Below are 20,806 nucleotides of genomic sequence, written 5' to 3' on the forward strand. Positions count from 1 at the left end.
AATTATTACTTCGTTGCTTTTTTCTTGTTAGCAACAGTTTTTCTCTTTCCTTTTCTCGTTCTAGAGTTGTTCTTTGTACGTTGGCCTCTTAATGGAAGTCCTGATCTGTGACGAATTCCTCTGTAACAACCAATGTCCATCAATCTTTTGATGTTCAATTGTGTTTCAGAACGTAATTCACCTTCTATTGTGTAACCAGCTACCGCTTCACGAATACGCCCAATTTCATCATCGTTCCAATCAGAAACTTTAGTGTCTTCACTAACTTTTGCCGTAGCCAAAATCTCTTTAGCTCTGCTGCTACCAATTCCAAAAATATAGGTTAGCGCTATCACGCCTCTTTTTTGTTTTGGTATATCAATACCTGCAATTCTTGCCATAATTACCCTTGTCTTTGTTTAAATCTAGGATTCTTTTTGTTGATTACGTACAACCTACCTTTTCTGCGAACAATCTTGCAGTCGGCACTTCTTTTCTTAACTGATGCTCTAACTTTCATCTTTCTACTATCTTAATATCTATAAGTAATTCTCGCTTTTGTCAAATCGTATGGACTCATTTCCAACTTCACCTTATCACCAGGAAGCAATTTAATGTAATGCATACGCATCTTTCCTGAAATATGTGCAGTCACTACATGACCGTTTTCTAATTCGACACGAAACATTGCATTAGACAATGCTTCGATTATGGATCCATCTTGCTCAATCGCTGCTTGCTTAGCCATAATTATGCTACTTTTCTGTTTTTACCTGATTTCATCAAACCATCATAGTGACGATTTAACAAGTAGGCGTTCACTTGTTGTACTGTATCAATTGCAACACCTACCATAATCAATAGTGAAGTACCTCCAAAAAACAATGCCCATCCGGCTTGTACATCGAGTAACTTTACAACTACCGCAGGTAGAACTGCCAACAATGCTAAAAATATAGACCCGGGTAAGGTAATCAAAGACATAATTTTATCTAAGAAATCTCCCGTTTCTTTTCCAGGTCGTATGCCTGGAATAAATCCTCCACTACGTTTCAAATCGTCAGCCATCTTATTTGTAGGAACTGTTATTGCCGTATAGAAATAAGTGAATATGATTATCAAAAGGGCAAAGACCAAATTATACCAAAAACCAAATATGTTATTTCCAAAATTAACCTGAAGCCATTGACCAGCGCCAGTATCCTTTAAAAAATCAGCGCTACCAATAAGACCAGGGACAAACATAATTGCTTGTGCAAAGATTATTGGCATTACACCTGATGCATTTAATTTCAAGGGAATGTATTGACGAGACCCCATAACGTTTTTTTCATATCCACCAGATGCCGTTCTTCGGGCATATTGTACTGGTATCTGACGTGTTGCCATTACTAATAAAACACTTGCTAAAATAACCAAGAACCAAACAATAACTTCAACCAAAATCAACATCGGTCCACCAACTCCTTCAAGTCTTGAAACAACCTCTTGTGCGAAAGACTGCGGAAGTGTAGCGATAATACCTATCATAATCAACAAGGAAATACCGTTACCAATTCCTTTATCAGTTATCTTTTCTCCCAACCACATAGCGAATACACAACCTGTGACCAAAATAATTACCGCAGGAACCATGAAATTGAGACCTTTACCAATCAGGAAAGCACTATCACGCACACCAAAAGCTTCCAATCCATATAAATATGCAGGAGCTTGAACAATACAGATACCGATAGTCAGCCATCTGGTAATTTGGTTGATTGTTTTTCTTCCACTTTCACCTTCCTTCTGTAATTTCTGAAGATAAGGGATTGCAATACCCATCAACTGAACGACAATCGATGCGGAAATATAGGGCATAATACCTAATGCAAAAATTGAAGCATTTGCAAAAGCTCCACCCGTAAACGCATTCAATAGTCCAAAAATACCCTGTCCGGTTTCATCAGCCAAGGCACCCAATTGTGATGTATCAATACCCGGAAGAACAATCTGGCAACCAAAACGGTAAACCAAAAGAAGCATTAAGGTAATACCTATTCTATTCCTTAGTTCTTCTATCTTCCAAATATTGGATATTGTGTCGAAAAAATTCTTCATAGTTTGCTTTGCTTATAAACTTATTGCCTCTCCACCCGCAGCTTCAATCGCCGTCTTCGCTGTAGCAGTAAATTTATGCACAGAAATTTTAAGGGATGCTTTCAATTCTCCACCGCCCAATATCTTCACCAAATCATTTTTACGTGCTAATCTGTTCTCAACAAGAGTTTCTAAAGTAACTGTATCCTTTATGACCTTTTTGTCTACCAACTCCTGTAATTTGGAAAGATTAATACCTTGATACTCCTTTCGGTTAATGTTTGTAAAACCAAATTTAGGCACACGTCTTTGCAAAGGCATTTGACCACCTTCGAAACCAATTTTCTTAGAATAACCCGATCTTGATTTAGCTCCCTTATGACCTCTTGCGGCCGTTCCACCTTTACCTGACCCCTGGCCTCTTCCTAATCGTTTTCCGTCTCTATTGACAGAGCCCTCAGCTGGTTTTAGATTACTTAAATTCATTACCTTTTATGTATTAAGCTTCTTCTGTAGAAACTAAGTGTTTAACTGTATTTACCATGCCAACGATGCTAGCTGTAGCCTCATGTTCCACAACCTGACCAATTCTTTTCAAACCAAGAGCCTCTAAAGTTCTCTTTTGGTTTTGTGGCCTTTTGATAGCACTCTTTAACTGTTTTACTTTAATCTTCTTTGCCATTGTCTGCTTGAATTATCCTTTAAAAACTTTTTCTAAGGAAACACCTCTTTGTTTTGCGATGGTATGTGCACCTCTTAATTGTAAAAGTGCATCAAAAGTTGCCTTTACCACATTGTGTGGATTCGAAGAACCTTGAGATTTTGAAAGTACGTCATGTACTCCAACAGCTTCCAAAACCGCTCTAACTGCCCCACCTGCAATAACACCTGTACCATGAGATGCGGGTTGAATGTATACTCGTGCACCACCGAACTTCCCTTTTTGCTCATGTGGCAATGTAGCTTTGTTCAAAGGAATACGAATTAAATTCTTTTTAGCATCTTCGATAGCTTTAGCAATAGCCGTGGCAACTTCCTTGGATTTACCCAAACCGTGACCAACAACTCCATTTTCATCACCTACAACAACAATTGCAGAGAATCCGAAAGCTCGTCCACCTTTTGTTACCTTAGTAACTCTTTGGATACCGACCAATCTATCTTTTAAATCTAAACCACCTGGCTTAACAGTTTCTACGTTTTTGTATTTCTGGTACATGCTCTTATTTTAGAATTTTAACCCTGCTTCTCTTGCTCCTTCAGCCAATGCTTTTACTCTACCGTGGTACAAGTTACCTCCTCTATCGAAAGCTACTTTATCAATACCAGCTTTTGCAGATCTTTCAGCAATTGCCTTACCTACTAGGGCTGCAATTTCACTTTTAGTTCCCTTAGCTTTTGCTAAATCTTTATCTCTAGAAGAAACAGCTACTAAAGTTTTTCCTTCAACATCATCAATTACCTGAGCATAAATTTCTTTATTACTTCGGAAAACCGATAATCTAGGTCTTTCTGCAGTTCCGGCTGATACTTTACGTATTCTCCTTCTAATTCTTAATTTTCTTTGTGTCTTTGATAATTTCATGATAACACTAATATTATGCGGATTTACCAGCTTTTCTTCTCAATTGTTCTCCAACGAACTTAATTCCTTTTCCTTTGTACGGCTCTGGCTTACGGAAAGATCTAATCTTAGCCGCTACTTGACCAACTAACTGCTTATCAAAAGAAGTAAGTTTCACAATTGGATTCTTTCCTTTTTCAGAAATAGTTTCAACTTTAACCTCTGGTGCTAAATTCAAAACAATGTTATGAGAAAATCCTAATGCCAAATCTAATTTTTGACCTTGATTGCTTGCTCTATAACCTACACCTACAAGTTCCAACTCTTTTGTCCATCCTTTAGAAACTCCTTCCACCATATTCAAAACCAAAGATCTGTAAAGACCATGTTTTGCCTTATGCTCTTTGGAATCAGAAGGTCTGGTTACCCAAGCTTGTCCATCTTCTACCTTTACAGAAACTCCTGAAAACTCTTGAGTTAATTCACCCAACTTACCTTTTACAGTAATTATATTTTCATTTACCTCTATTGTGACTCCCTCAGGAATCGCTACCGGATTATTACCTATTCTAGACATTTTCTAAATCTTTATACTGATTAATATACGTAGCAAAGTACCTCGCCACCTACATTTTCATTTTTGGCTTGCTTACTTGTCATAACACCATGAGATGTAGAAACAATGGCAATACCTAATCCGTTTAAAACTCTTGGCAGATTATCAGCTCCTGTATACTTGCGTAAACCAGGCTTACTAACTCTCTGTAATTTTTTGATAACAGGATCTTTAGTGAACTTGTCATATTTCAAAGCAATTTTGATGCTGCCTTGAACCTTGTCCTCTTCGAACTTGTAACTTAGAATATACCCTTGATCGAATAATATTTTAGTTATCTCTTTCTTCACTTTTGATGAAGGTATCTCAACAACCCTGTGACCTGCGCTATTGGCGTTTCTCACTCTTGTTAAGTAATCTGCTATAGTATCTGTAACCATTCTTATATATTTCGGTAACGGTTTCCAACAGTATTGCCAGACCTGAAACCAGTTATTCAATTTTGTCTTACCAGCTGGCTTTTTTAACTCCTGGAATCAATCCTTGATTTGCCATTTCTCTGAAAGTTACCCTTGAAATTCCAAAAGTTCTCATGTAACCTTTAGGTCTTCCGGTAATCTTACATCTGTTGTGCATACGGACAGGTGAAGCATTCTTTGGCAATTTCTGTAAGCCTTCATAGTCTCCAGCTTCTTTCAAAGCTTTTCTCTTTTCGGCATATTTAGCTACAGTCGCTGCCCTTTTTCTTTCACGGGCTTTCATTGATTCTTTAGCCATACTATTTCTTTTTAAAAGGTAATCCTAGTTCTGTTAATAATGATTTCGCTTCCTTATCGGTTGCAGCCGTGGTTACGAAAGTGATGTCCATCCCATTTATTCTATTGATTTTATCAATATTTACCTCAGGGAATATAATTTGTTCCGTTACACCTAAGCTATAATTTCCTCGTCCGTCAAAACCGGTAGCTTTAATTCCTTGAAAATCACGAACTCGAGGTAAAGCACTTGTAACCAAGCGATCTAAAAATTCGTACATTCTTTCTCCACGAAGTGTAACTTTAGCACCAATTGGCATTCCCTTACGTAATTTGAAGGTAGCAACATCCTTTTTAGATATTGTTGCAACTGCTTTTTGACCGGTAATCATCGTCATCTCGTCAACCGCGTGGTCGATAAGTTTCTTATCGGCAACAGCAGCACCAACACCTCTACTTACTACTATCTTCTGTAGCTTAGGTACTTGCATTACATTCTTGTAACCAAATTCCTCAGTCAACGCACTAACAATGCGCTCACCATATTCTTTTTTTAATCTTGCAACGTAAGCCATAACTAAATTACTTCATTGGATTTCTTAGAAACTCTAACTTTTTTTCCATCTCTTACTTCATAACCGACTCTAGTAGTCTCACCAGATTTAGCATCGAGAAGCGCTAGATTAGAAACATTGATAAACGCTTCTTTTTGAACAATACCGCCCTGTGGATTTTTCGCACTTGGCTTCTCATGTTTAGATACCATATTAGCACCTTCCACGATTGCTTTGTTCTTTGCAATATCAACACGCATCACTTTACCTTCGGTACCTTTATGGTCTCCAGCTATGATTCGTACCGTATCTCCCGTTTTTATTTTTAATTTTTTCATTCCTCGCTATAAATTATAGTACCTCAGGGGCCAATGAAACAATTTTCATGAACTGCTTGTCACGAAGTTCTCTTGCAACCGGTCCGAAAACACGAGTTCCTCTCATTTCGCCAGTTGGGTTTAACAATACACATGCGTTGTCATCAAATCGAATGTAAGAACCATCAGGTCTTCTTACTTCTTTCTTGGTTCTTACCACAACTGCTGTTGAAACAGCACCTTTCTTGATACCTCCGTTTGGAGTCGCCTCCTTCACAGTAACAACAATCTTGTCTCCAATAGAAGCGTATCTTCTTTTTGTTCCACCCAAAACACGGATGGTCAAAACTTCCTTCGCTCCTGTATTGTCCGCTACTTTTAATCTTGATTCTTGCTGTAACATAATTATTTAGCTCTTTCTAAGATTTCTACTAACCTCCAACATTTGGTTTTGCTCAAAGGACGTGTTTCCATAATCTTTACGGTATCACCTTCCTTGCAATCGTTCTTTTCGTCGTGTGCAACGTACTTTTTCGTTTTCAAAACGAACTTACCGTACATAGGGTGCTTTACTCTTTTTACCTCTGCAACCACGATAGATTTCTCCATTTTGTTGCTAGTAACAACCCCTATTCTCTCTTTTCTTAAGTTTCTTTTTTCTTCCATAAAGCAGAACCAGTTATTGGTTTTCCCTATTAGTTAATTCCGTTGCCAATCGCGCTACTGTTCTTCTCACCTTTCTAATTTGAAGAGGATTCTCCAAAGGAGTTACGAAGTGTGCCATTTTCAAATCTGCATGCTCTTTCTTAAGCTCAGCGTACTTTAATTTTAGCTCTTCAACAGATAATTCTTTTATTTCCTTTTTTTTCATGATTTCCTTCAATTAGTCTGCAGCAGTATAATCTCTGGCAACAATAAATTTTGTCTTAACCGGTAATTTTTGAGCCGCTAATCGCAAAGCTTCTTTAGCAACATCCATTGGTACACCTGCAACCTCGAACATAATTCTTCCTGGCAAAACGCGAGCTACGAAATATTCAGGAGCACCCTTACCTTTACCCATACGTACTTCTAATGGTTTCTTGGTGATAGGCTTGTCTGGAAAAATTTTAATCCAAAGCTGCCCTTCCCTTTTCATATATCTTGTTGCTGCAATACGAGCCGCTTCAATCTGACGTGCTGTTATAAAGCGAGTCTCTAAAGATTTAAGACCAAACATACCATTAGAAAGCAGGTGCCCTCTTCCGGATATACCTTTCATCCGGCCTTTTTGCATCTTACGAAACTTTTGTCTTTTCGGTTGTAACATGATTTTCTTACTTCTTTAAAAAATTACTTTCTACGGCGTTGTTTTCCACCTCGATCTCCTTTTCCTCCTTTATCGCTTTGGCCTTTTTTCATACCAACTAGCGGAGAAAGCTCTCTCTTTCCGTATACCTCACCTTTCATTATCCAAACTTTGATCCCTAACTTACCATAGGTAGTTTGAGCTTCGTGTAAAGCATAATCAATATCCGCACGGAAAGTAGATAATGGAATTCTACCATCTTTATACGATTCAGAACGAGCCATTTCAGCCCCGTTCAACCGACCGGAAATTTGAATTTTGATTCCCTCAGCGTTCATACGCATCGCAGCAGCGATTGCCATTTTGATTGCACGTCTGAAAGAAATTCTGCTTTCAATTTGACGCGCTACACTTGCAGCTACCAAATTCGCATCAACCTCAGGTCTTTTGATTTCGTAAATGTTGATCTGAACTTCTTTTCCAGTAATCTTTTTTAGCTCTTCTTTAAGCTTATCTACTTCTTGACCACCTTTACCAATAATGATACCAGGTCGTGCAGTAGTAATAGTTACCGTTATCAATTTTAAGGTACGCTCGATAATAACTCTTGACACACTTGCTTTTGCTAGACGTGCATGAACGTACTTACGGATTTTGCTATCCTCAGCTAGTTTGTCTCCATAATCGTTTCCACCGTACCAGTTAGATTCCCATCCTCTGATAATTCCTAGACGATTTCCTATCGGATTTGTTTTCTGTCCCATTCTAGCTTGCTATATTATTGTTAGACCCCAAAACCAATGTTACATGGTTGGAACGTTTTCTAATTCTGTGTGCTCTACCCTGCGGAGCTGGACGCAATCTTTTTAACATCGCTGCACTATCAACACGAATCTCTTTTACAATAAGATCAGCATCTTCTAGACTTGCATCCTCATTCTTTGCTTGCCAGTTTGCCAAGGCGGAAAGCAAAAGCTTTTCTAATTTGCGGGAAGCTTCCTTCGGATTGAATCTCAATATTGCCAAAGCTTTCTCTACTTCAACACCTCTTACCAAATCCGCAACAATACGCATTTTTCTAGGAGAAGTAGGACAGTTGTTCAACTTTGCGAACGCTATCTGCTTTTTTTCAGCCTTAATTCTTTCGGCCATCTGTTTTTTTCGAACTCCCATAGCTTACTTTTTACCTTTATTCTTTGCTCCAGCGTGACCTCTAAAAGATCTTGTTGGAGAAAATTCCCCTAATTTGTGACCTACCATATTTTCTGTTACGAATACAGGAACAAATTGTCTCCCATTATGTACAGCTATGGTTAGACCCACAAAATCAGGTGTTATCATAGAAGCTCTTGACCATGTCTTTATAACACTCTTCTTTCCAGAAGAAGCATTTTGTTGGATTTTTTTCTCCAAGCTATAGTGAACGTAAGGTCCTTTTTTTAGTGAACGTGCCATTTTTTCTTCTTTTTATTTCTTTCTACGTTCTAAAATATATTTGTTTGTGCTCTTTGTCTTCTGACGGGTTCTATAACCCTTAGCCGGAATACCGTTTCTAGATCTTGGGTGACCACCTGAAGCTCTACCTTCACCACCTCCCATTGGGTGATCGACAGGGTTCATAGCTACTGGTCTTGTTCTAGGTCTTCTACCCAACCATCTACTTCTACCAGCTTTTCCAGAAACCAATAATTGATGGTCAGAGTTAGACACTGCACCAATAGTTGCTAGACAATCAGATAAAATCAATCTCGTTTCACCAGATGGCATTTTTACGGTAACAAATTTGCCGTCTTTTGCCATTAATTGAGCAAAAGTACCAGCACTTCTTGCCATTACAGCTCCTTGACCAGGTCGCAACTCAATACAAGAAATGATTGTTCCTAAAGGAATTGCACTAAGTGGCAGTGCATTACCAATTTCAGGCGCAGCGTTCGCACCAGAAGTTACCTTCTGATCAACTTGCAATCCGTTCTGAGCAATAATATATCTTTTCTCACCGTCTACGTACTCCAACAATGCAATAAAAGCTGTTCTATTGGGGTCGTATTGAATAGATTTTACGGTTGCTGTAACATCTTGCTTATCCCTTTTAAAATCGATAACACGATACCTTCTTTTATGACCTCCACCTTTTTGGCGAATAGTCATCTTTCCTTGACTGTTTCTACCTCCGGACTTTTTTAACGGAGCGAGCAAGCTCTTCTCCGGCTTATCAGTCGTAATGGCGTCAAACCCATTTACGACTCTAAAACGCTGTCCAGGAGTTACTGGTTTTAATTTTCTAACTGACATTGTTCGTCTTTATAGATTGCTGTAAAAATCAATAATATCTCCTTCGGCAACATCAACTATCGCTTTCTTGATAGCATTTGTCTTACCATGCTGAATACCAGTTTTGGTATACCGCGATTTTCTTGTTGGACCATAATTCATGGTACGAACTTTCTTAACAGAAACTCCATAAGCTGATTCAACAGCTTCCTTGATTTGAATCTTGTTGGCCTTTGGGTCAACAATGAAACCATACCGATTGTACAACTCGCTATCAGCGGTCATCTTTTCAGTTATAATTGGCTTTATCAACACACTCATGGTTCTCCTATTTATTTAAGTTCGCTACGATTCCTTCTAATGAACCTTCTAATAACACAATATTGTTTGCGTTTAATATTTTGTAAGTACTTAATTCTGAGCTTGTTACAACTTCAGAGCGCTTCAAATTACGCGAAGACAAATATACACCATTATTTGAATCACCCAACACAAATAAAGACTTTTTGTTCTCTAGTCCTAAAGACTTCAAAACCTGTACAAAATCTTTAGTTTTTGGCGCCTCAAAATTAAAATCTTCAACTACCAAAATTGCCTTCTCATTTGACTTGATACTTAAGGCAGATTTACGTGCCAAACGCTTCAAGTTTTTATTCAATTTTTGAGTGTAATCCTTAGGTCTTGGCCCGAAAATTCGTCCGCCACCTCTAAAGATTGGTGATTTGATACTACCAGCACGTGCCGTACCTGTACCTTTTTGTTTTTTAATCTTTCTTGTACTACCCGCAATCTCCGCTCTCTCTTTAGATTTGTGCGTTCCCTGTCTCTGGTGAGCCAGGTATTGTTTTACATCTAAGTAAACCGCATGATTGTTAGGCTCTATTCCGAAAACAGCATCAGAAAGGTCTGCCTTTCTACCTGTTTCTTTTCCTTTGATATCTAAAACTGCTACTTTCATTACTTCTGAATAGTTACGTAAGCATTCTTATGACCAGGTACACACCCCTTAACCACGATAAGGTTTTTCTCTGGAACTATTTTTAAAACTCTAAGGTTTTGAACAGTAACTTGATCACCACCCATTCTACCAGCCATTTTCATTCCCTTGAAAACTCTCGCAGGATATGAAGCGGCACCAATAGAACCAGGAGCTCTTAGTCTGTTGTGTTGACCGTGTGTCGCTTGACCAACACCAGCAAAGCCGTGTCTTTTAACAACACCTTGAAAACCTTTTCCTTTTGATGTACCAACTACATCAACAAATTCACCTTCTTCAAATAGATCCACACCAAGGGTGTCACCTAATTTGAACTCACCTTCAAAATCTTGGAACTCAACGACTTTTTTCTTAGGAGATGTACCTGCCTTTTTAAAATGACCCGATTGAGCCTTATTAGCACGTTTCTCTGCCTTGTCATCGAAACCAAGTTGAAGGGCACTGTACCCGTCGACCTCTTCGGTTCTGACTTGGGTAACTACGCATGGCCCAGCTTCTATAACGGTACATGGCATGTTCTTGCCGTTCTCGTCAAAAATACTGGTCATACCTACTTTTTTTCCTATTAACCCAGACATTCGATTTAGATTTTGGATATCGGATTTAAAGTTTAAATCTTCCTTCCGTTTATATTAATTAATATTACTCTTAACTATGACATAAAAAAACAGGGTTAAAAACTAATTCAACCCTGAATTTTGTTTTCTTCCGTTTTTCCCTTGCACGCGGCTCAGGACATGTCACCTATCCTATTCGAATAGGTTTTGTACTTATACTTTTATCTCAACCTCAACACCACTTGGAAGCTCAAGCTTCATAAGTGCATCAATAGTTTTTGATGAAGAGCTATAAATATCCAATAGTCTTTTATAAGAACTCAATTGAAATTGCTCTCTTGATTTTTTATTTACGTGCGGCGAACGCAAAACCGTAAATATCTTTTTATGTGTTGGCAAAGGAATAGGGCCAGTTACTACCGCTCCGGTTGTCTTTACCGTCTTTACGATTTTCTCAGCAGACTTATCTACCAAGTTGTGATCGTAAGATTTTAATTTTATTCTAATTTTTTGACTCATCTTCTAAAAATTAAGCGGTTACACCTTTAGCTGCCTTAATTACTTCCTCTGAAATATTCGATGGAGTTTCTGCGTAGTGCGAAAATTCCATAGTTGATGTTGCCCTACCAGAAGACAATGTTCTCAATGAAGTAACATATCCAAACATCTCAGATAAAGGAACCGTTCCTTTAACAACTTTAGCTCCAGCTCTATCGCTCATATCACTAATAGTTCCACGCCTTCTATTTAAATCACCAACAATATCACCCATGTTTTCCTCTGGAGTAATAACCTCCAACTTCATGATAGGCTCCATGATTACGGCACCAGCAGCTTTACCAGCAGCTTTGTAACCCATTTTTGCAGCCAATTCAAAAGAAAGTGCATCGGAATCCACAGGGTGAAAAGACCCATCTTTCAATACTACTTTCATAGTATCCATTTCAAATCCAGCCAATGGTCCATTCATCATCGCAGCCTTAAAGCCTTTCTCAACAGATGGAATGAATTCCTTAGGAATACGACCACCTTTAATTTCATCAACAAACTGAAGTCCAGTTCCTTCGAAATCATCATCAGCAGGGCTCATTTCAAAGACAATGTCACCAAATTTACCACGACCCCCAGATTGCTTCTTGTAAGTTTCTCTGTGTGCAGCTAATTTAGTAAGCGCTTCTTTATACTCAACCTGAGGCTCACCTTGGTTTACCTCAACCTTGAATTCACGCCTTAAACGATCAACAATAATATCCAAGTGAAGTTCGCCCATACCAGAAATAATGGTTTGACCTGATGCTTCATCGGTTTTTACTTGGAATGTTGGATCCTCTTCGGCCAATTTAGCCAAAGCCATACCCAATTTATCAACATCAACCTTTGTCTTCGGCTCCACGGCAATACCAATTACCGGGTCAGGGAAATCCATGCTCTCCAAAACAATGGGATGCTTTTCAGAAGACATCGTATCACCGGTTTTAATATCTTTAAATCCTACCGCAGCACCAATATCCCCTGCTTCGATGTAATCGATGGCATTTTGCTTATTCGAGTGCATTTGGTAAATACGTGAAATACGTTCTTTTTTACCCGAGCGATTATTCAATATATAAGAACCAGCATCTAAACGACCTGAATATGTTCTAAAAAATGCCAAACGTCCAACAAATGGATCGGTAGCAATTTTAAACGCTAAAGCAGCAAACGGCTCTTTAACATCCGGTTTTCTGCTAATTGCTTCACCAGTATTTGGATCCGTTCCAACAATGGCATCCTTATCTATAGGAGAAGGCAAGTATCTACACACTGCATCCAACAAAAACTGAACACCTTTATTTTTAAAGGAAGAACCGCAAATCATTGGAATAATAGCCCTATCCATAACAGCTGCCCTTAAGGCGGCGTGCACCTCTTCTTCAGTAATGGAATCCTCATCTTCGAAGAATTTCTCCATCAATTCCTCATCATATTCTGCAACAGCCTCAATTAGCGCAGCTCTATACTCCTTTACTTCAGCCTTCATTTCCTCTGGAATATCAACAACATCAAAAGTAGAACCATAGCCTTCATCATGCCAAACTATGGCTCTGTTCTTTGCTAAATCTACAATTCCCTTGAAATCAGCTTCATCACCTATTGGCAAAACAATAGGAACCGCATTAGAACCCAACATGGTTTTAACTTGGTTGCAAACCATCAAAAAATTAGAACCTTGACGGTCCATTTTGTTTACAAAACCAATACGCGGCACTTTGTAATTATCAGCTAGTCTCCAGTTCGTTTCAGATTGTGGCTCAACACCATCAACCGCACTAAAAAGGAATACCAAACCATCAAGAACACGTAATGACCTATTCACCTCAACGGTAAAATCCACGTGACCAGGAGTATCGATAATATTAAAGTGAAAACCTTTCGCATCAGCAGTCGGCTTTCCGTTTTCGGTCGGAAATTGCCACTCACAAGTAGTTGCAGCCGAGGTAATTGTAATACCACGTTCTTGCTCTTGCTCCATCCAATCCATAGTAGCAGCACCATCATGTACTTCACCAATTTTGTGACTAACACCTGTATAGAACAAAATACGTTCTGTAGTAGTAGTTTTACCGGCATCAATATGCGCAGCAATACCTATATTTCTTGTATATTTTAAATCTCTTGCCATTTCTGATTAGAATCTAAAGTGAGAGAATGCTTTGTTTGCTTCAGCCATTTTATGGGTATCAACTCTTTTCTTGACCGCAGCACCTTCTTCTTTCGAAGCCGCCAAAACTTCAGCTGCTAATTTTGCAGCCATACCTTTTTCGTTACGCTTTCTAGAATAACTAATCAACCACTTCATAGCAGTTGAAATTTTTCGGTCTGGTCTGATTTGCATTGGAATCTGGAATGTAGCTCCACCAACACGTCTACTTCTAACCTCAACATGTGGCATAACGTTAGACAATGCATCCTTCCATAGCTCAAGAGCTGTTTTTTCTTCGTCTGTCTTTTTTTCTTCTACAATATCAATAGCATCATAGAACACACTAAAAGCAACCGATTTCTTACCGTCCCACATCATCATGTTAACAAAACGTGTAACTAACTGATCGTTAAATCTTGGATCTGGTAATAATGGTCTTTTCTTTGCCTGCTTTTTTCTCATTACTGCTTCTTTACAAAGTTATGATTACTTCTTAGGGCGTTTTGCACCGTATTTAGATCTTCGTTGGGTTCTTCCTGCAACACCTGCAGTATCCAAAGCACCTCTAACGATGTGATATCTAACACCTGGCAAATCTTTTACCCTTCCGCCTCTTACTAATACTATCGAGTGCTCTTGCAAATTGTGACCCTCACCAGGGATGTAAGCATTCACCTCTTTACCATTGGTCAACCTTACCCTTGCTACTTTACGCATAGCAGAGTTAGGCTTCTTAGGTGTAGTGGTATAAACACGTGTACAAACCCCTCTTCTTTGAGGACACGAATCCAAAGCAGCCGATTTACTCTTCTTAGTAATTGTGACTCTTCCTTTTCGTACTAATTGTGAAATTGTTGGCATACCTTATATATGTATAAAACTTTACCCCTGTTTAAGGGCTGGCAAATGTAATACTATTTCATAATATTTCAAATCCTAATACATTAAATTTCTTTTATTTTTTCAAAACCCGAATTAAACTTAATTTTCAACAAACAATTGTCTTCCATAAATAAAGCACAATTTCAAATCGTTTAGACTTTTAACTAAAAACTAAAAGTCAAAAACAAATCGACTTTACCACAGATATATGAAGAATCTCATCCTCCAAATTTCCTAAAAGTGTTAAAATGGATTTTTTTATCAAATCGATAAAAACTCAGGCTGTTACATAATACATTGATATAATGGCAAATTGTTTTATATGTAACCGGCAAAAAAGAAATGCTCTCTTAAAGTTTTATTAATATTAGTTTGGATTATTAACATGAAATTATGATTTTTGCGCTTAGCTAATTCAAATAATTAAAAAATGAGAACAAAATTAAATGGAATCTTAACGCTACTATTGGCGTTTGTTGTGCATTTATCTTTTGCACAAGACAAGACGATTACCGGTACGGTTACAGATCAAGACGGTCTGCCACTGCCTGGTGTTAACATCGTCGTAGAAGGTACAACTAATGGTACCCAAACTGATTTTGACGGAAACTACGCCATAAGTGGTAGTGAAGGTCAAACACTTCTTTTCTCTTACATCGGTCAGAAAGATGTGAGACAACCAATCGGTTCTGGTAGTACTATTAATGTACAAATGCAGGAAGATGCACAAGCCTTAGAAGAGGTGGTTGTAACTGCCCAAGGTATTAAAAGAGAGAAAAAGGCACTTGGTTTCGCGGTCTCCTCTGTTGGTTCTGAAGATTTAGAATCTAGAGCTGACGGTGATGTTGCCCGTGTTCTTTCTGGTAAGGCTTCCGGTGTACAGATTACATCTGCGGGTGGTATGTCTGGATCTGCAACTAACGTTGTAATTCGTGGTTTAAGTTCCTTTAGTGGAAGTAACCAGGCATTGTTTGTTGTTGATGGTGTTCCTTTCGCGAGTGATACAAACGCAGGTAACCCCAATAACGGTGGTAGCTTCGTTAGTGGTAACACAGGATCTTCTCGTTTCTTGGATTTAGATCCTAACAATATTGAGAAAGTTGAAGTACTTAAAGGTCTTGCGGCTGCAACACTATATGGTACGCAGGGTAAGAATGGTGTAATTTTGATTACTACGAAAGCAGGTGCCGCAGGTTCAGGAGGAGTAAAAAAATCTGAAATTACGGTTAACCAATCTTTCTTCGTTAATCAAATGGCTTCTACACCAGATTATCAAGATAAGTATGGTAATGGTTTCGATCAGTCATTCGGATGGTTCTTTAGTAACTGGGGACCTAGTTTTGAAGCTGGCGGACCTTCTGGATATACAAACCCAGGGAGTTTCGCTTCAGGGTTTGATTTCGATCCAGATACCGTAACCTTACCACACCCTTACTCTACTACAGGTGTTGCTTCTATTCGTGCTGCCTTCCCAGAGTTACAAAATGCTCGCTATGATTGGAGGCCTTATGATAACTTGGAGAATTTCTTGACAGATGGAGGTATCTCTAATACCTCTGTTAACATCAATGGTGCTTCCGATGATGGAAACACAACCTATAATGTGAACTTTGGTTATTTAGATGACAAGGGATTTGTTCCCGGTAACTCACTAGGTAGAACTAACCTTTCTGTAGGTGGGCGCTCAAAATTGTCTAATAAATTTACAGTTTCGGCAACCATGAACTACTCAAGGTCTGATTATAAATCGCCTCCTATTGCAGCAAGTCGTGGTAATGGTACCGCTGGACTTTCTGTTTTTGGCGCTGTGTTCTTTACTCCACGTTCTGTGGATTTAAATGGCTTGCCTTTTGAAAGCCCTATTGACGGTTCAGCTGTTTATTATCGTCAAAACAACAGTATCATTAATCCAAGATGGACTTCGAAAAACGTAAAGTATAGACAATTAACTAATCGTTTTTTCTGGAATGCATCTTTACAGTACGACATCAATGAAAACTTAAATGTTTCATATCGTGCAGGTATGGATTTCTACACAGAGAGAAATACACAATATTCGAATAAAGGTGGTGTACAATTTTCACAAGCGATATTTGGTTTCTTAAATACTTTTGATAATAACAATACGATTTGGGACCACTATTTAGCTTTAAATGGTAATTATGATTTATCAGAGAAGTTAGGTATGACGTTTAACCTTGGTGCAACGACTCGTTCAACTGAGTTTGACATACAAGGTGCAGCAAGTTCTAATCAAATTGTTTTTGATGTTCAGCGTCACTTTAACTACGCTACTACTACTCCGATCCAATTCAATGTTAAACAAAACATTGCTGGTCTATTAGGTCAAGCTACTTTTGATTATGACAACCAGTTGTTTTTAACAGCTTCGACAAGAACGGATTGGGTTTCGAACCTTACAACGGAGAATAACAGCAGAACGTATCCAAGTGCTAGTTTATCTTGGTTACCAACAGCCTCCTTCCCAGGTATCAAATCTCAAAAAGGTTTGAACTTCTTGAAATTAAGAGCTGGTATTGGACAATCTTCGACTTTCCCACAATTATATCCTACACTTGGTGTTGGACAACAAGTTGTTGGTGTAGCTGGAGACGGACGTGAATTCTCAACAAACCAAGTAGGTAGTTTACGAGCAAACCCAGACATAAAGCCTGAATTACTTTCAGAAATAGAGTTTGGTTTTGAGTCTAAGTTTTTAGACAACCGTGTATCATTAGACTTTACGTATTTCGATAGAACAACTAAAGATTTAATTGTATTTGAGCCGTTATCTCCTTCAACTGGTTTTACCCTTAGACAAAGTAATGTTGGTAAAATTGAAGGTGATGGTGTCGAAATTGACTTAGGAGTTGATTGGTTTAGAAGTGAGGAAAGAGATGGGTTCAACTGGAATACCAGAGCTAACTTTACGAAAAGTCAATTCATTGTTACTGAACAAGAACAAGATATTATTATCTATGCGGGTAGTACCAACCTTACTGCCTTAGGTGGTAACGCGGCTATCAAAGGTGAGCAGCTAGGTGTTATTGTTGGTTCGGCAATTAGTAGAGATGCTCAAGGTAGATTCGAGGTAAATAGTGCAGGTAACTATGTTTCGACTACGGTTGATGCTGATGGAAACGTGCCTATTATCGGTAATCCAAACCCTGACTACGTTATGAACATTATCAACAGCATGTCATACAAAAATTGGAGCCTTGGTTTTCAATTAAGTCATACCAAAGGTGGAGACATCATGTCGAACACAGTTGCAACACTATTAGGTCGTGGTTTGATTGTTGAAACACAAGATCGTGAAAACACCTATATATTACCTGGTGTTGTTCAAGGAAGTGATGGTGTGCCAAACAATAAGCAAATTAATAATTCAACTTATTACTTTAGCAACTTGCTTTTTGGCCCTCTTGAAAATAAAATTTACGACGGTTCAGTTGTACGTTTACAAGAGCTTTCTTTGGGCTATTCATTCCCTTCTAGATTCTTAGATAAAACACCTTTTGGTTCTTTATCTATAACCGCGCAAGGTTTCAACCTTTGGTATGATGCTTACAATACTCCTGATGGAGCGAACTTTGATCCAAACGTTCAAGGTGCCGGTGTAGGTAACTCTCAAGGTTTTGATTTCTTAAACGGTCCAAGTGCAAGGAGATATGGAATTAGTTTAAGAGCATCATTCTAAAAAACGATTTAAATTACAATACGATTATGAAAAAAATAATAAAATATATGATGATTGTCCTCATTGCGGGTTCATTTTTGAACTCCTGTGAGACAGCCGATTTGGATCTTAGGGTGGACCCTAATGCTCTTTCTGAAAATCAGTTAGATCCCAATCTAATTTTGAATTCGATTCAATTTGCATATGTAACTAATATGCAAAATTATAACAGGTTAGGTTCTCAGCTTACCAGAATTGATTACATGGGAGGCCGAAACTATTTCAATAACTATCCTGGAGCCACATTCAGTGGAAACTGGGCTAGAACGTATAGTAGTTCCTTTAACGGAATCGGCAACAACGCTGCCGTTGGACTATGGACTAACATTCAAAACATAGAAGCCCAAAATGAATTGGATGGAACTGGAAAATTCGATTTTCATGTAGGTGTTGGTAAAGCTCTTCAGGCACACAACCTATTGCTATTAACCGATTACTTAGGAACTGCTGCTTTTAGTCAAGCTGGTAATGCAGATGAATTCCCAGCCCCTATGTTAGACGATGGCCCTGCTGTATATGCTGGTGCCTTAGCAATGCTTGATGAAGCTGAAGCACTACTTTCTCCTGGTCCCGCTCCTATTGGAGCAAGTGACTTCTTTTATGAAGGTGATACCGACAAATGGGTTAAATTCATTAACACGGTACGTCTTAAAGCAGCTGTAACCACAGGAGACAGTGGTACCTTTAACAGTATTATCGCTGGAGGTAACTATATTTCTTCTGCTGCAGATGACATGCAGTTTCAATATGGAGCTCGTCAACTTGACCCAGATACGCGACACCCAGTATACGCTCAGAACTACACTCCAAGTGGTGCTGGTGGATATCGTTCAAACTGGTTGATGAATAATATGTTGAATAAACAAGATCCTAGATTACGCTATTACTTTTACAGACAGGTAGATGCAACGCCAGGTGCTGACGCACCAGCAGATGAAGAAAACTTGGCTTGTAGTTCAGCTACACCTCCACTTCATTATGACGGATTTGTTTATTGTTTCATTCCAGAAGGATATTGGGGTAGATCTCATGGTAATGATGAAGGTGGCCCACCAGATGGATTCTTGAAAACAGCTGCAGGTGTTTACCCACATGCAGGTCGTTTTGACGATAATAGTTTTGGTAGTGTAGGTCTTGGTCTTGGTGGTCAAGGAGCTGGAATTGAACCAGTAATTTTATCATCGGATGTTGAGTTTTGGAGAGGACAGAATGCTATTGCCACTGGTGGTGATGCGGCTCCTTTCCTAAAAGCTGGTATGGAGAAGTCGATTGCAAAAGCAGAAGGTTTTGCTGCACTGGATGCCACTGCTGATAAATCAATTGCTCCAGATGAGGCTACAGTTACTGCCTATGTTGACGGTATTGTTAGCGATTATAATGCTGCGACAGGTGATGACAAGATGAATATTTTTGCAGAACAGTATTGGATAGCTATGTACGGCGGTGGAGCGGAAGCTTACAACTTCTACAGAAAAACAGGATTTCCTACAACTCTTGCTCCAAATTGGGAGTTAGATCCAGGGCCATTCCCAAGAACATTCTTACTTCCATCAAACGAAGTAATTACAAATTCAAATTTAACGCAGCGTACAGACATGAATACTCAGGTATTCTGGGATACTAATCCTGCAGGTCCTGCATTTCCACCTGCTAACTAAAAAATGAAAAAAATGAAAAATAAATTTAAACTCATATTATTTTCAGTTCTTGCCGTAGCAGGAATTACTTCATGCGAGGACAGTGATAAAGTAGTTGACCAAGTCAATGACGATGTCACAAGAGGAGCTGTATTAAGAACCATAAGCGCTTCTGGGACCTTTAATAGGTTTGACACTTCTTCTACCTTTAATCTTGAAATTGAGGCTCAGGATATTGAAGACGGAGGACTTTTAAGTGAGGTGGAAGTATTTGCAAATTTTACAGATAATACTGCTGCAAATGGTGAAACAACAGCGTCTGAAGCTTTAGTTACAACAATTCCTGCCGGTTCTTTCACAACTGGACCATTTGGACTTCCTAGAGCTACTTTCTCGACTTCATTAGCCGATGCACTTTCATCACTAGGTGTTGTTGATGGTCAATTTGACGGTGGTGATGAAATAACGTACCGTTTAAACCTTAAATTAACGGATGGTAGAGCTTTTACTAGCACGGATAACACCAATACAATTACCCAATTGTTTTTCAGGTCGCCGTTTCAGTATCGTCAGGTTATTAAGTGTATTCCAACATCACCAGTAGCTGGTGATTACGAATTTCAACTTAGAGATTCATACGGTGACGGATGGGATGGTGCAAAGCTTGAAGTTACTATTGATGGTACTACAAGTGAAGTAACTTTTACATCAGGTAGTGAATTCGATACGACTATTACTGTACCAGCTGGCACTACTGAATTTACTGTTGTATATGTTACCGGTAGTTTTGAAGGTGAACATTCTTACACCATCATTGCTCCTACTGGTGAAACTGCTATTTCAGATGGACCTAGTCCAGCAGCTGGCACATTAGTGTTTAACATTTGTAACGGCTAGTAACTGTTTCAGATTATATAGAATTTAAAAACTGCTCGATTTACATCGAGC

The 20,806-nt window shown here is 38.7% G+C and carries 31 protein-coding genes; 3 read left to right on the top strand and 28 right to left on the bottom strand.

Annotated features, from left to right (window positions below; genetic code table 11):
- Nucleotides 1-5 precede the first annotated feature (5 nt).
- The 28 genes from rpsM to rpsL form a co-directional block, all read right to left on the bottom strand.
- A complete protein-coding gene (gene rpsM / locus FEE95_RS01360; protein ID WP_138656040.1) occupies nucleotides 6-380 on the bottom strand; it encodes a 30S ribosomal protein S13 in 375 nt (124 codons plus the stop codon).
- Between the two features lie 2 nt (nucleotides 381-382).
- Entirely contained in the window at nucleotides 383-499 is a 117-nt protein-coding gene (gene ykgO / locus FEE95_RS01365) for a type B 50S ribosomal protein L36 (RefSeq protein WP_013305171.1), read from the bottom strand.
- A gap of 12 nt (nucleotides 500-511) precedes the next feature.
- Nucleotides 512-727 (bottom strand): translation initiation factor IF-1, encoded by a 216-nt coding sequence (gene infA / locus FEE95_RS01370; RefSeq protein ID WP_013305172.1) that lies wholly within the window; start codon nucleotides 725-727, stop codon nucleotides 512-514.
- Between the two features lie 2 nt (nucleotides 728-729).
- The gene (gene secY / locus FEE95_RS01375; RefSeq protein WP_138656041.1) at nucleotides 730-2,079 is read right to left on the bottom strand and encodes a preprotein translocase subunit SecY; all 1,350 of its coding nucleotides are present in this window, start codon (nucleotides 2,077-2,079) and stop codon (nucleotides 730-732) included.
- Nucleotides 2,080-2,091: 12 nt separating this feature from the next.
- Nucleotides 2,092-2,544, bottom strand: coding sequence for a 50S ribosomal protein L15 (gene rplO, locus FEE95_RS01380; RefSeq protein WP_138656042.1), 453 nt, complete (start codon nucleotides 2,542-2,544; stop codon nucleotides 2,092-2,094).
- Between the two features lie 13 nt (nucleotides 2,545-2,557).
- Complete coding sequence (gene rpmD / locus FEE95_RS01385) at nucleotides 2,558-2,740, bottom strand: 50S ribosomal protein L30 (RefSeq protein WP_138656043.1); 183 nt, start codon at nucleotides 2,738-2,740, stop codon at nucleotides 2,558-2,560.
- Nucleotides 2,741-2,752: 12 nt separating this feature from the next.
- Nucleotides 2,753-3,277 (bottom strand): 30S ribosomal protein S5, encoded by a 525-nt coding sequence (rpsE, locus tag FEE95_RS01390; RefSeq protein WP_138656044.1) that lies wholly within the window; start codon nucleotides 3,275-3,277, stop codon nucleotides 2,753-2,755.
- A gap of 9 nt (nucleotides 3,278-3,286) precedes the next feature.
- Complete coding sequence (gene rplR, locus FEE95_RS01395; RefSeq protein ID WP_138656045.1) at nucleotides 3,287-3,643, bottom strand: 50S ribosomal protein L18; 357 nt, start codon at nucleotides 3,641-3,643, stop codon at nucleotides 3,287-3,289.
- Nucleotides 3,644-3,656: 13 nt separating this feature from the next.
- Nucleotides 3,657-4,199, bottom strand: a complete 543-nt coding sequence (rplF, locus tag FEE95_RS01400; RefSeq protein WP_138656046.1) for a 50S ribosomal protein L6 — start codon at nucleotides 4,197-4,199, stop codon at nucleotides 3,657-3,659.
- Nucleotides 4,200-4,219: 20 nt separating this feature from the next.
- Entirely contained in the window at nucleotides 4,220-4,618 is a 399-nt protein-coding gene (rpsH, locus tag FEE95_RS01405; protein WP_138656047.1) for a 30S ribosomal protein S8, read from the bottom strand.
- Between the two features lie 67 nt (nucleotides 4,619-4,685).
- The gene (gene rpsN, locus FEE95_RS01410) at nucleotides 4,686-4,955 is read right to left on the bottom strand and encodes a 30S ribosomal protein S14 (RefSeq protein ID WP_138656048.1); all 270 of its coding nucleotides are present in this window, start codon (nucleotides 4,953-4,955) and stop codon (nucleotides 4,686-4,688) included.
- A 1-nt stretch (nucleotide 4,956) separates the two neighbouring features.
- Nucleotides 4,957-5,508: a 50S ribosomal protein L5 gene (rplE, locus tag FEE95_RS01415; RefSeq protein ID WP_138656049.1), complete on the bottom strand. Its 552-nt coding sequence runs from the start codon at nucleotides 5,506-5,508 to the stop codon at nucleotides 4,957-4,959.
- 2 nt (nucleotides 5,509-5,510) lie between these two features.
- Nucleotides 5,511-5,825: a 50S ribosomal protein L24 gene (gene rplX / locus FEE95_RS01420; protein WP_138656050.1), complete on the bottom strand. Its 315-nt coding sequence runs from the start codon at nucleotides 5,823-5,825 to the stop codon at nucleotides 5,511-5,513.
- A 13-nt stretch (nucleotides 5,826-5,838) separates the two neighbouring features.
- Nucleotides 5,839-6,207: a 50S ribosomal protein L14 gene (gene rplN, locus FEE95_RS01425; RefSeq protein ID WP_013993867.1), complete on the bottom strand. Its 369-nt coding sequence runs from the start codon at nucleotides 6,205-6,207 to the stop codon at nucleotides 5,839-5,841.
- Nucleotides 6,208-6,209: 2 nt separating this feature from the next.
- Nucleotides 6,210-6,470 carry a 30S ribosomal protein S17 gene (gene rpsQ / locus FEE95_RS01430; RefSeq protein WP_055397057.1) on the bottom strand — a complete coding sequence of 87 codons (261 nt, stop codon included), beginning with the start codon at nucleotides 6,468-6,470 and terminating at the stop codon, nucleotides 6,210-6,212.
- A gap of 13 nt (nucleotides 6,471-6,483) precedes the next feature.
- Nucleotides 6,484-6,675 carry a 50S ribosomal protein L29 gene (rpmC, locus tag FEE95_RS01435; protein ID WP_138656051.1) on the bottom strand — a complete coding sequence of 64 codons (192 nt, stop codon included), beginning with the start codon at nucleotides 6,673-6,675 and terminating at the stop codon, nucleotides 6,484-6,486.
- 12 nt (nucleotides 6,676-6,687) lie between these two features.
- The gene (gene rplP, locus FEE95_RS01440; RefSeq protein ID WP_138656052.1) at nucleotides 6,688-7,113 is read right to left on the bottom strand and encodes a 50S ribosomal protein L16; all 426 of its coding nucleotides are present in this window, start codon (nucleotides 7,111-7,113) and stop codon (nucleotides 6,688-6,690) included.
- A 23-nt stretch (nucleotides 7,114-7,136) separates the two neighbouring features.
- Nucleotides 7,137-7,856 (bottom strand): 30S ribosomal protein S3, encoded by a 720-nt coding sequence (gene rpsC, locus FEE95_RS01445; RefSeq protein ID WP_138656053.1) that lies wholly within the window; start codon nucleotides 7,854-7,856, stop codon nucleotides 7,137-7,139.
- 1 nt (nucleotide 7,857) lies between these two features.
- Complete coding sequence (gene rplV, locus FEE95_RS01450; RefSeq protein ID WP_138656054.1) at nucleotides 7,858-8,265, bottom strand: 50S ribosomal protein L22; 408 nt, start codon at nucleotides 8,263-8,265, stop codon at nucleotides 7,858-7,860.
- A 3-nt stretch (nucleotides 8,266-8,268) separates the two neighbouring features.
- Nucleotides 8,269-8,547, bottom strand: coding sequence for a 30S ribosomal protein S19 (rpsS, locus tag FEE95_RS01455; RefSeq protein WP_138656055.1), 279 nt, complete (start codon nucleotides 8,545-8,547; stop codon nucleotides 8,269-8,271).
- 12 nt (nucleotides 8,548-8,559) lie between these two features.
- Nucleotides 8,560-9,384 carry a 50S ribosomal protein L2 gene (rplB, locus tag FEE95_RS01460; protein WP_138656056.1) on the bottom strand — a complete coding sequence of 275 codons (825 nt, stop codon included), beginning with the start codon at nucleotides 9,382-9,384 and terminating at the stop codon, nucleotides 8,560-8,562.
- 9 nt (nucleotides 9,385-9,393) lie between these two features.
- Entirely contained in the window at nucleotides 9,394-9,684 is a 291-nt protein-coding gene (gene rplW, locus FEE95_RS01465) for a 50S ribosomal protein L23 (RefSeq protein ID WP_138656057.1), read from the bottom strand.
- A gap of 7 nt (nucleotides 9,685-9,691) precedes the next feature.
- Nucleotides 9,692-10,321: a 50S ribosomal protein L4 gene (gene rplD / locus FEE95_RS01470; RefSeq protein ID WP_138656058.1), complete on the bottom strand. Its 630-nt coding sequence runs from the start codon at nucleotides 10,319-10,321 to the stop codon at nucleotides 9,692-9,694.
- Nucleotides 10,321-10,938 (bottom strand): 50S ribosomal protein L3, encoded by a 618-nt coding sequence (gene rplC / locus FEE95_RS01475; RefSeq protein WP_138656059.1) that lies wholly within the window; start codon nucleotides 10,936-10,938, stop codon nucleotides 10,321-10,323. The genes rplD and rplC overlap by 1 nt, the downstream gene beginning before the upstream one ends.
- A 192-nt stretch (nucleotides 10,939-11,130) precedes the next feature.
- On the bottom strand, nucleotides 11,131-11,436 hold the full coding sequence (rpsJ, locus tag FEE95_RS01480) for a 30S ribosomal protein S10 (RefSeq protein WP_007094989.1): 306 nt from the start codon (nucleotides 11,434-11,436) through the stop codon (nucleotides 11,131-11,133).
- 10 nt (nucleotides 11,437-11,446) lie between these two features.
- Entirely contained in the window at nucleotides 11,447-13,579 is a 2,133-nt protein-coding gene (gene fusA / locus FEE95_RS01485) for an elongation factor G (protein WP_138656060.1), read from the bottom strand.
- Between the two features lie 6 nt (nucleotides 13,580-13,585).
- On the bottom strand, nucleotides 13,586-14,062 hold the full coding sequence (gene rpsG, locus FEE95_RS01490) for a 30S ribosomal protein S7 (protein ID WP_138656061.1): 477 nt from the start codon (nucleotides 14,060-14,062) through the stop codon (nucleotides 13,586-13,588).
- Between the two features lie 24 nt (nucleotides 14,063-14,086).
- The gene (gene rpsL / locus FEE95_RS01495; RefSeq protein WP_031445118.1) at nucleotides 14,087-14,461 is read right to left on the bottom strand and encodes a 30S ribosomal protein S12; all 375 of its coding nucleotides are present in this window, start codon (nucleotides 14,459-14,461) and stop codon (nucleotides 14,087-14,089) included.
- 451 nt (nucleotides 14,462-14,912) lie between these two features.
- Between rpsL and FEE95_RS01500 the strand changes: the two genes are divergently transcribed.
- The 3 genes from FEE95_RS01500 to FEE95_RS01510 are packed head-to-tail and all read left to right on the top strand — an operon-like array spanning nucleotide 14,913 to nucleotide 20,755.
- Nucleotides 14,913-18,182, top strand: coding sequence for a SusC/RagA family TonB-linked outer membrane protein (locus FEE95_RS01500; protein ID WP_138656062.1), 3,270 nt, complete (start codon nucleotides 14,913-14,915; stop codon nucleotides 18,180-18,182).
- Between the two features lie 26 nt (nucleotides 18,183-18,208).
- The gene (locus FEE95_RS01505; protein WP_138656063.1) at nucleotides 18,209-19,879 is read left to right on the top strand and encodes a SusD/RagB family nutrient-binding outer membrane lipoprotein; all 1,671 of its coding nucleotides are present in this window, start codon (nucleotides 18,209-18,211) and stop codon (nucleotides 19,877-19,879) included.
- A 12-nt stretch (nucleotides 19,880-19,891) separates the two neighbouring features.
- Nucleotides 19,892-20,755, top strand: coding sequence for a hypothetical protein (locus FEE95_RS01510; RefSeq protein WP_138656064.1), 864 nt, complete (start codon nucleotides 19,892-19,894; stop codon nucleotides 20,753-20,755).
- The last annotated feature ends 51 nt before the right edge of the window (nucleotides 20,756-20,806 follow it).

Source organism: Maribacter algarum (ex Zhang et al. 2020) (assembly GCF_005885635.1).
Lineage (GTDB): Bacteria > Bacteroidota > Bacteroidia > Flavobacteriales > Flavobacteriaceae > Maribacter_C > Maribacter_C algarum.

Excerpts from the sequence above, each read along its gene's own strand:
- rplF (WP_138656046.1), bottom strand. The coding sequence starts at position 4,199 with ATGTCTAGAATAGGTAATAATCCGGTAGCGATTCCTGAGGGAGTCACA.
- rpsC (WP_138656053.1), bottom strand. The coding sequence starts at position 7,856 with ATGGGACAGAAAACAAATCCGATAGGAAATCGTCTAGGAATTATCAGA.
- FEE95_RS01500 (WP_138656062.1), top strand. The coding sequence starts at position 14,913 with ATGAGAACAAAATTAAATGGAATCTTAACGCTACTATTGGCGTTTGTT.
- rpmD (WP_138656043.1), bottom strand. The coding sequence starts at position 2,740 with ATGGCAAAGAAGATTAAAGTAAAACAGTTAAAGAGTGCTATCAAAAGG.
- rpsL (WP_031445118.1), bottom strand. The coding sequence starts at position 14,461 with ATGCCAACAATTTCACAATTAGTACGAAAAGGAAGAGTCACAATTACT.
- secY (WP_138656041.1), bottom strand. The coding sequence starts at position 2,079 with ATGAAGAATTTTTTCGACACAATATCCAATATTTGGAAGATAGAAGAA.
- rpsG (WP_138656061.1), bottom strand. The coding sequence starts at position 14,062 with ATGAGAAAAAAGCAGGCAAAGAAAAGACCATTATTACCAGATCCAAGA.
- rplR (WP_138656045.1), bottom strand. The coding sequence starts at position 3,643 with ATGAAATTATCAAAGACACAAAGAAAATTAAGAATTAGAAGGAGAATA.
- rpsE (WP_138656044.1), bottom strand. The coding sequence starts at position 3,277 with ATGTACCAGAAATACAAAAACGTAGAAACTGTTAAGCCAGGTGGTTTA.
- FEE95_RS01510 (WP_138656064.1), top strand. The coding sequence starts at position 19,892 with ATGAAAAATAAATTTAAACTCATATTATTTTCAGTTCTTGCCGTAGCA.
- rpsN (WP_138656048.1), bottom strand. The coding sequence starts at position 4,955 with ATGGCTAAAGAATCAATGAAAGCCCGTGAAAGAAAAAGGGCAGCGACT.
- rplD (WP_138656058.1), bottom strand. The coding sequence starts at position 10,321 with ATGAAAGTAGCAGTTTTAGATATCAAAGGAAAAGAAACAGGTAGAAAG.
- rplW (WP_138656057.1), bottom strand. The coding sequence starts at position 9,684 with ATGAGTGTGTTGATAAAGCCAATTATAACTGAAAAGATGACCGCTGAT.
- infA (WP_013305172.1), bottom strand. The coding sequence starts at position 727 with ATGGCTAAGCAAGCAGCGATTGAGCAAGATGGATCCATAATCGAAGCA.
- rplC (WP_138656059.1), bottom strand. The coding sequence starts at position 10,938 with ATGTCTGGGTTAATAGGAAAAAAAGTAGGTATGACCAGTATTTTTGAC.
- ykgO (WP_013305171.1), bottom strand. The coding sequence starts at position 499 with ATGAAAGTTAGAGCATCAGTTAAGAAAAGAAGTGCCGACTGCAAGATT.
- rplV (WP_138656054.1), bottom strand. The coding sequence starts at position 8,265 with ATGGGAGTTCGAAAAAAACAGATGGCCGAAAGAATTAAGGCTGAAAAA.
- rplP (WP_138656052.1), bottom strand. The coding sequence starts at position 7,113 with ATGTTACAACCGAAAAGACAAAAGTTTCGTAAGATGCAAAAAGGCCGG.
- rpsM (WP_138656040.1), bottom strand. The coding sequence starts at position 380 with ATGGCAAGAATTGCAGGTATTGATATACCAAAACAAAAAAGAGGCGTG.
- rpmC (WP_138656051.1), bottom strand. The coding sequence starts at position 6,675 with ATGAAAAAAAAGGAAATAAAAGAATTATCTGTTGAAGAGCTAAAATTA.
- rplE (WP_138656049.1), bottom strand. The coding sequence starts at position 5,508 with ATGGCTTACGTTGCAAGATTAAAAAAAGAATATGGTGAGCGCATTGTT.
- rpsQ (WP_055397057.1), bottom strand. The coding sequence starts at position 6,470 with ATGGAAGAAAAAAGAAACTTAAGAAAAGAGAGAATAGGGGTTGTTACT.
- rplB (WP_138656056.1), bottom strand. The coding sequence starts at position 9,384 with ATGTCAGTTAGAAAATTAAAACCAGTAACTCCTGGACAGCGTTTTAGA.
- rplX (WP_138656050.1), bottom strand. The coding sequence starts at position 5,825 with ATGAAAAAATTAAAAATAAAAACGGGAGATACGGTACGAATCATAGCT.
- fusA (WP_138656060.1), bottom strand. The coding sequence starts at position 13,579 with ATGGCAAGAGATTTAAAATATACAAGAAATATAGGTATTGCTGCGCAT.
- rpsS (WP_138656055.1), bottom strand. The coding sequence starts at position 8,547 with ATGGCACGTTCACTAAAAAAAGGACCTTACGTTCACTATAGCTTGGAG.
- rpsH (WP_138656047.1), bottom strand. The coding sequence starts at position 4,618 with ATGGTTACAGATACTATAGCAGATTACTTAACAAGAGTGAGAAACGCC.
- rplO (WP_138656042.1), bottom strand. The coding sequence starts at position 2,544 with ATGAATTTAAGTAATCTAAAACCAGCTGAGGGCTCTGTCAATAGAGAC.
- rpsJ (WP_007094989.1), bottom strand. The coding sequence starts at position 11,436 with ATGAGTCAAAAAATTAGAATAAAATTAAAATCTTACGATCACAACTTG.
- rplN (WP_013993867.1), bottom strand. The coding sequence starts at position 6,207 with ATGTTACAGCAAGAATCAAGATTAAAAGTAGCGGACAATACAGGAGCG.
- FEE95_RS01505 (WP_138656063.1), top strand. The coding sequence starts at position 18,209 with ATGAAAAAAATAATAAAATATATGATGATTGTCCTCATTGCGGGTTCA.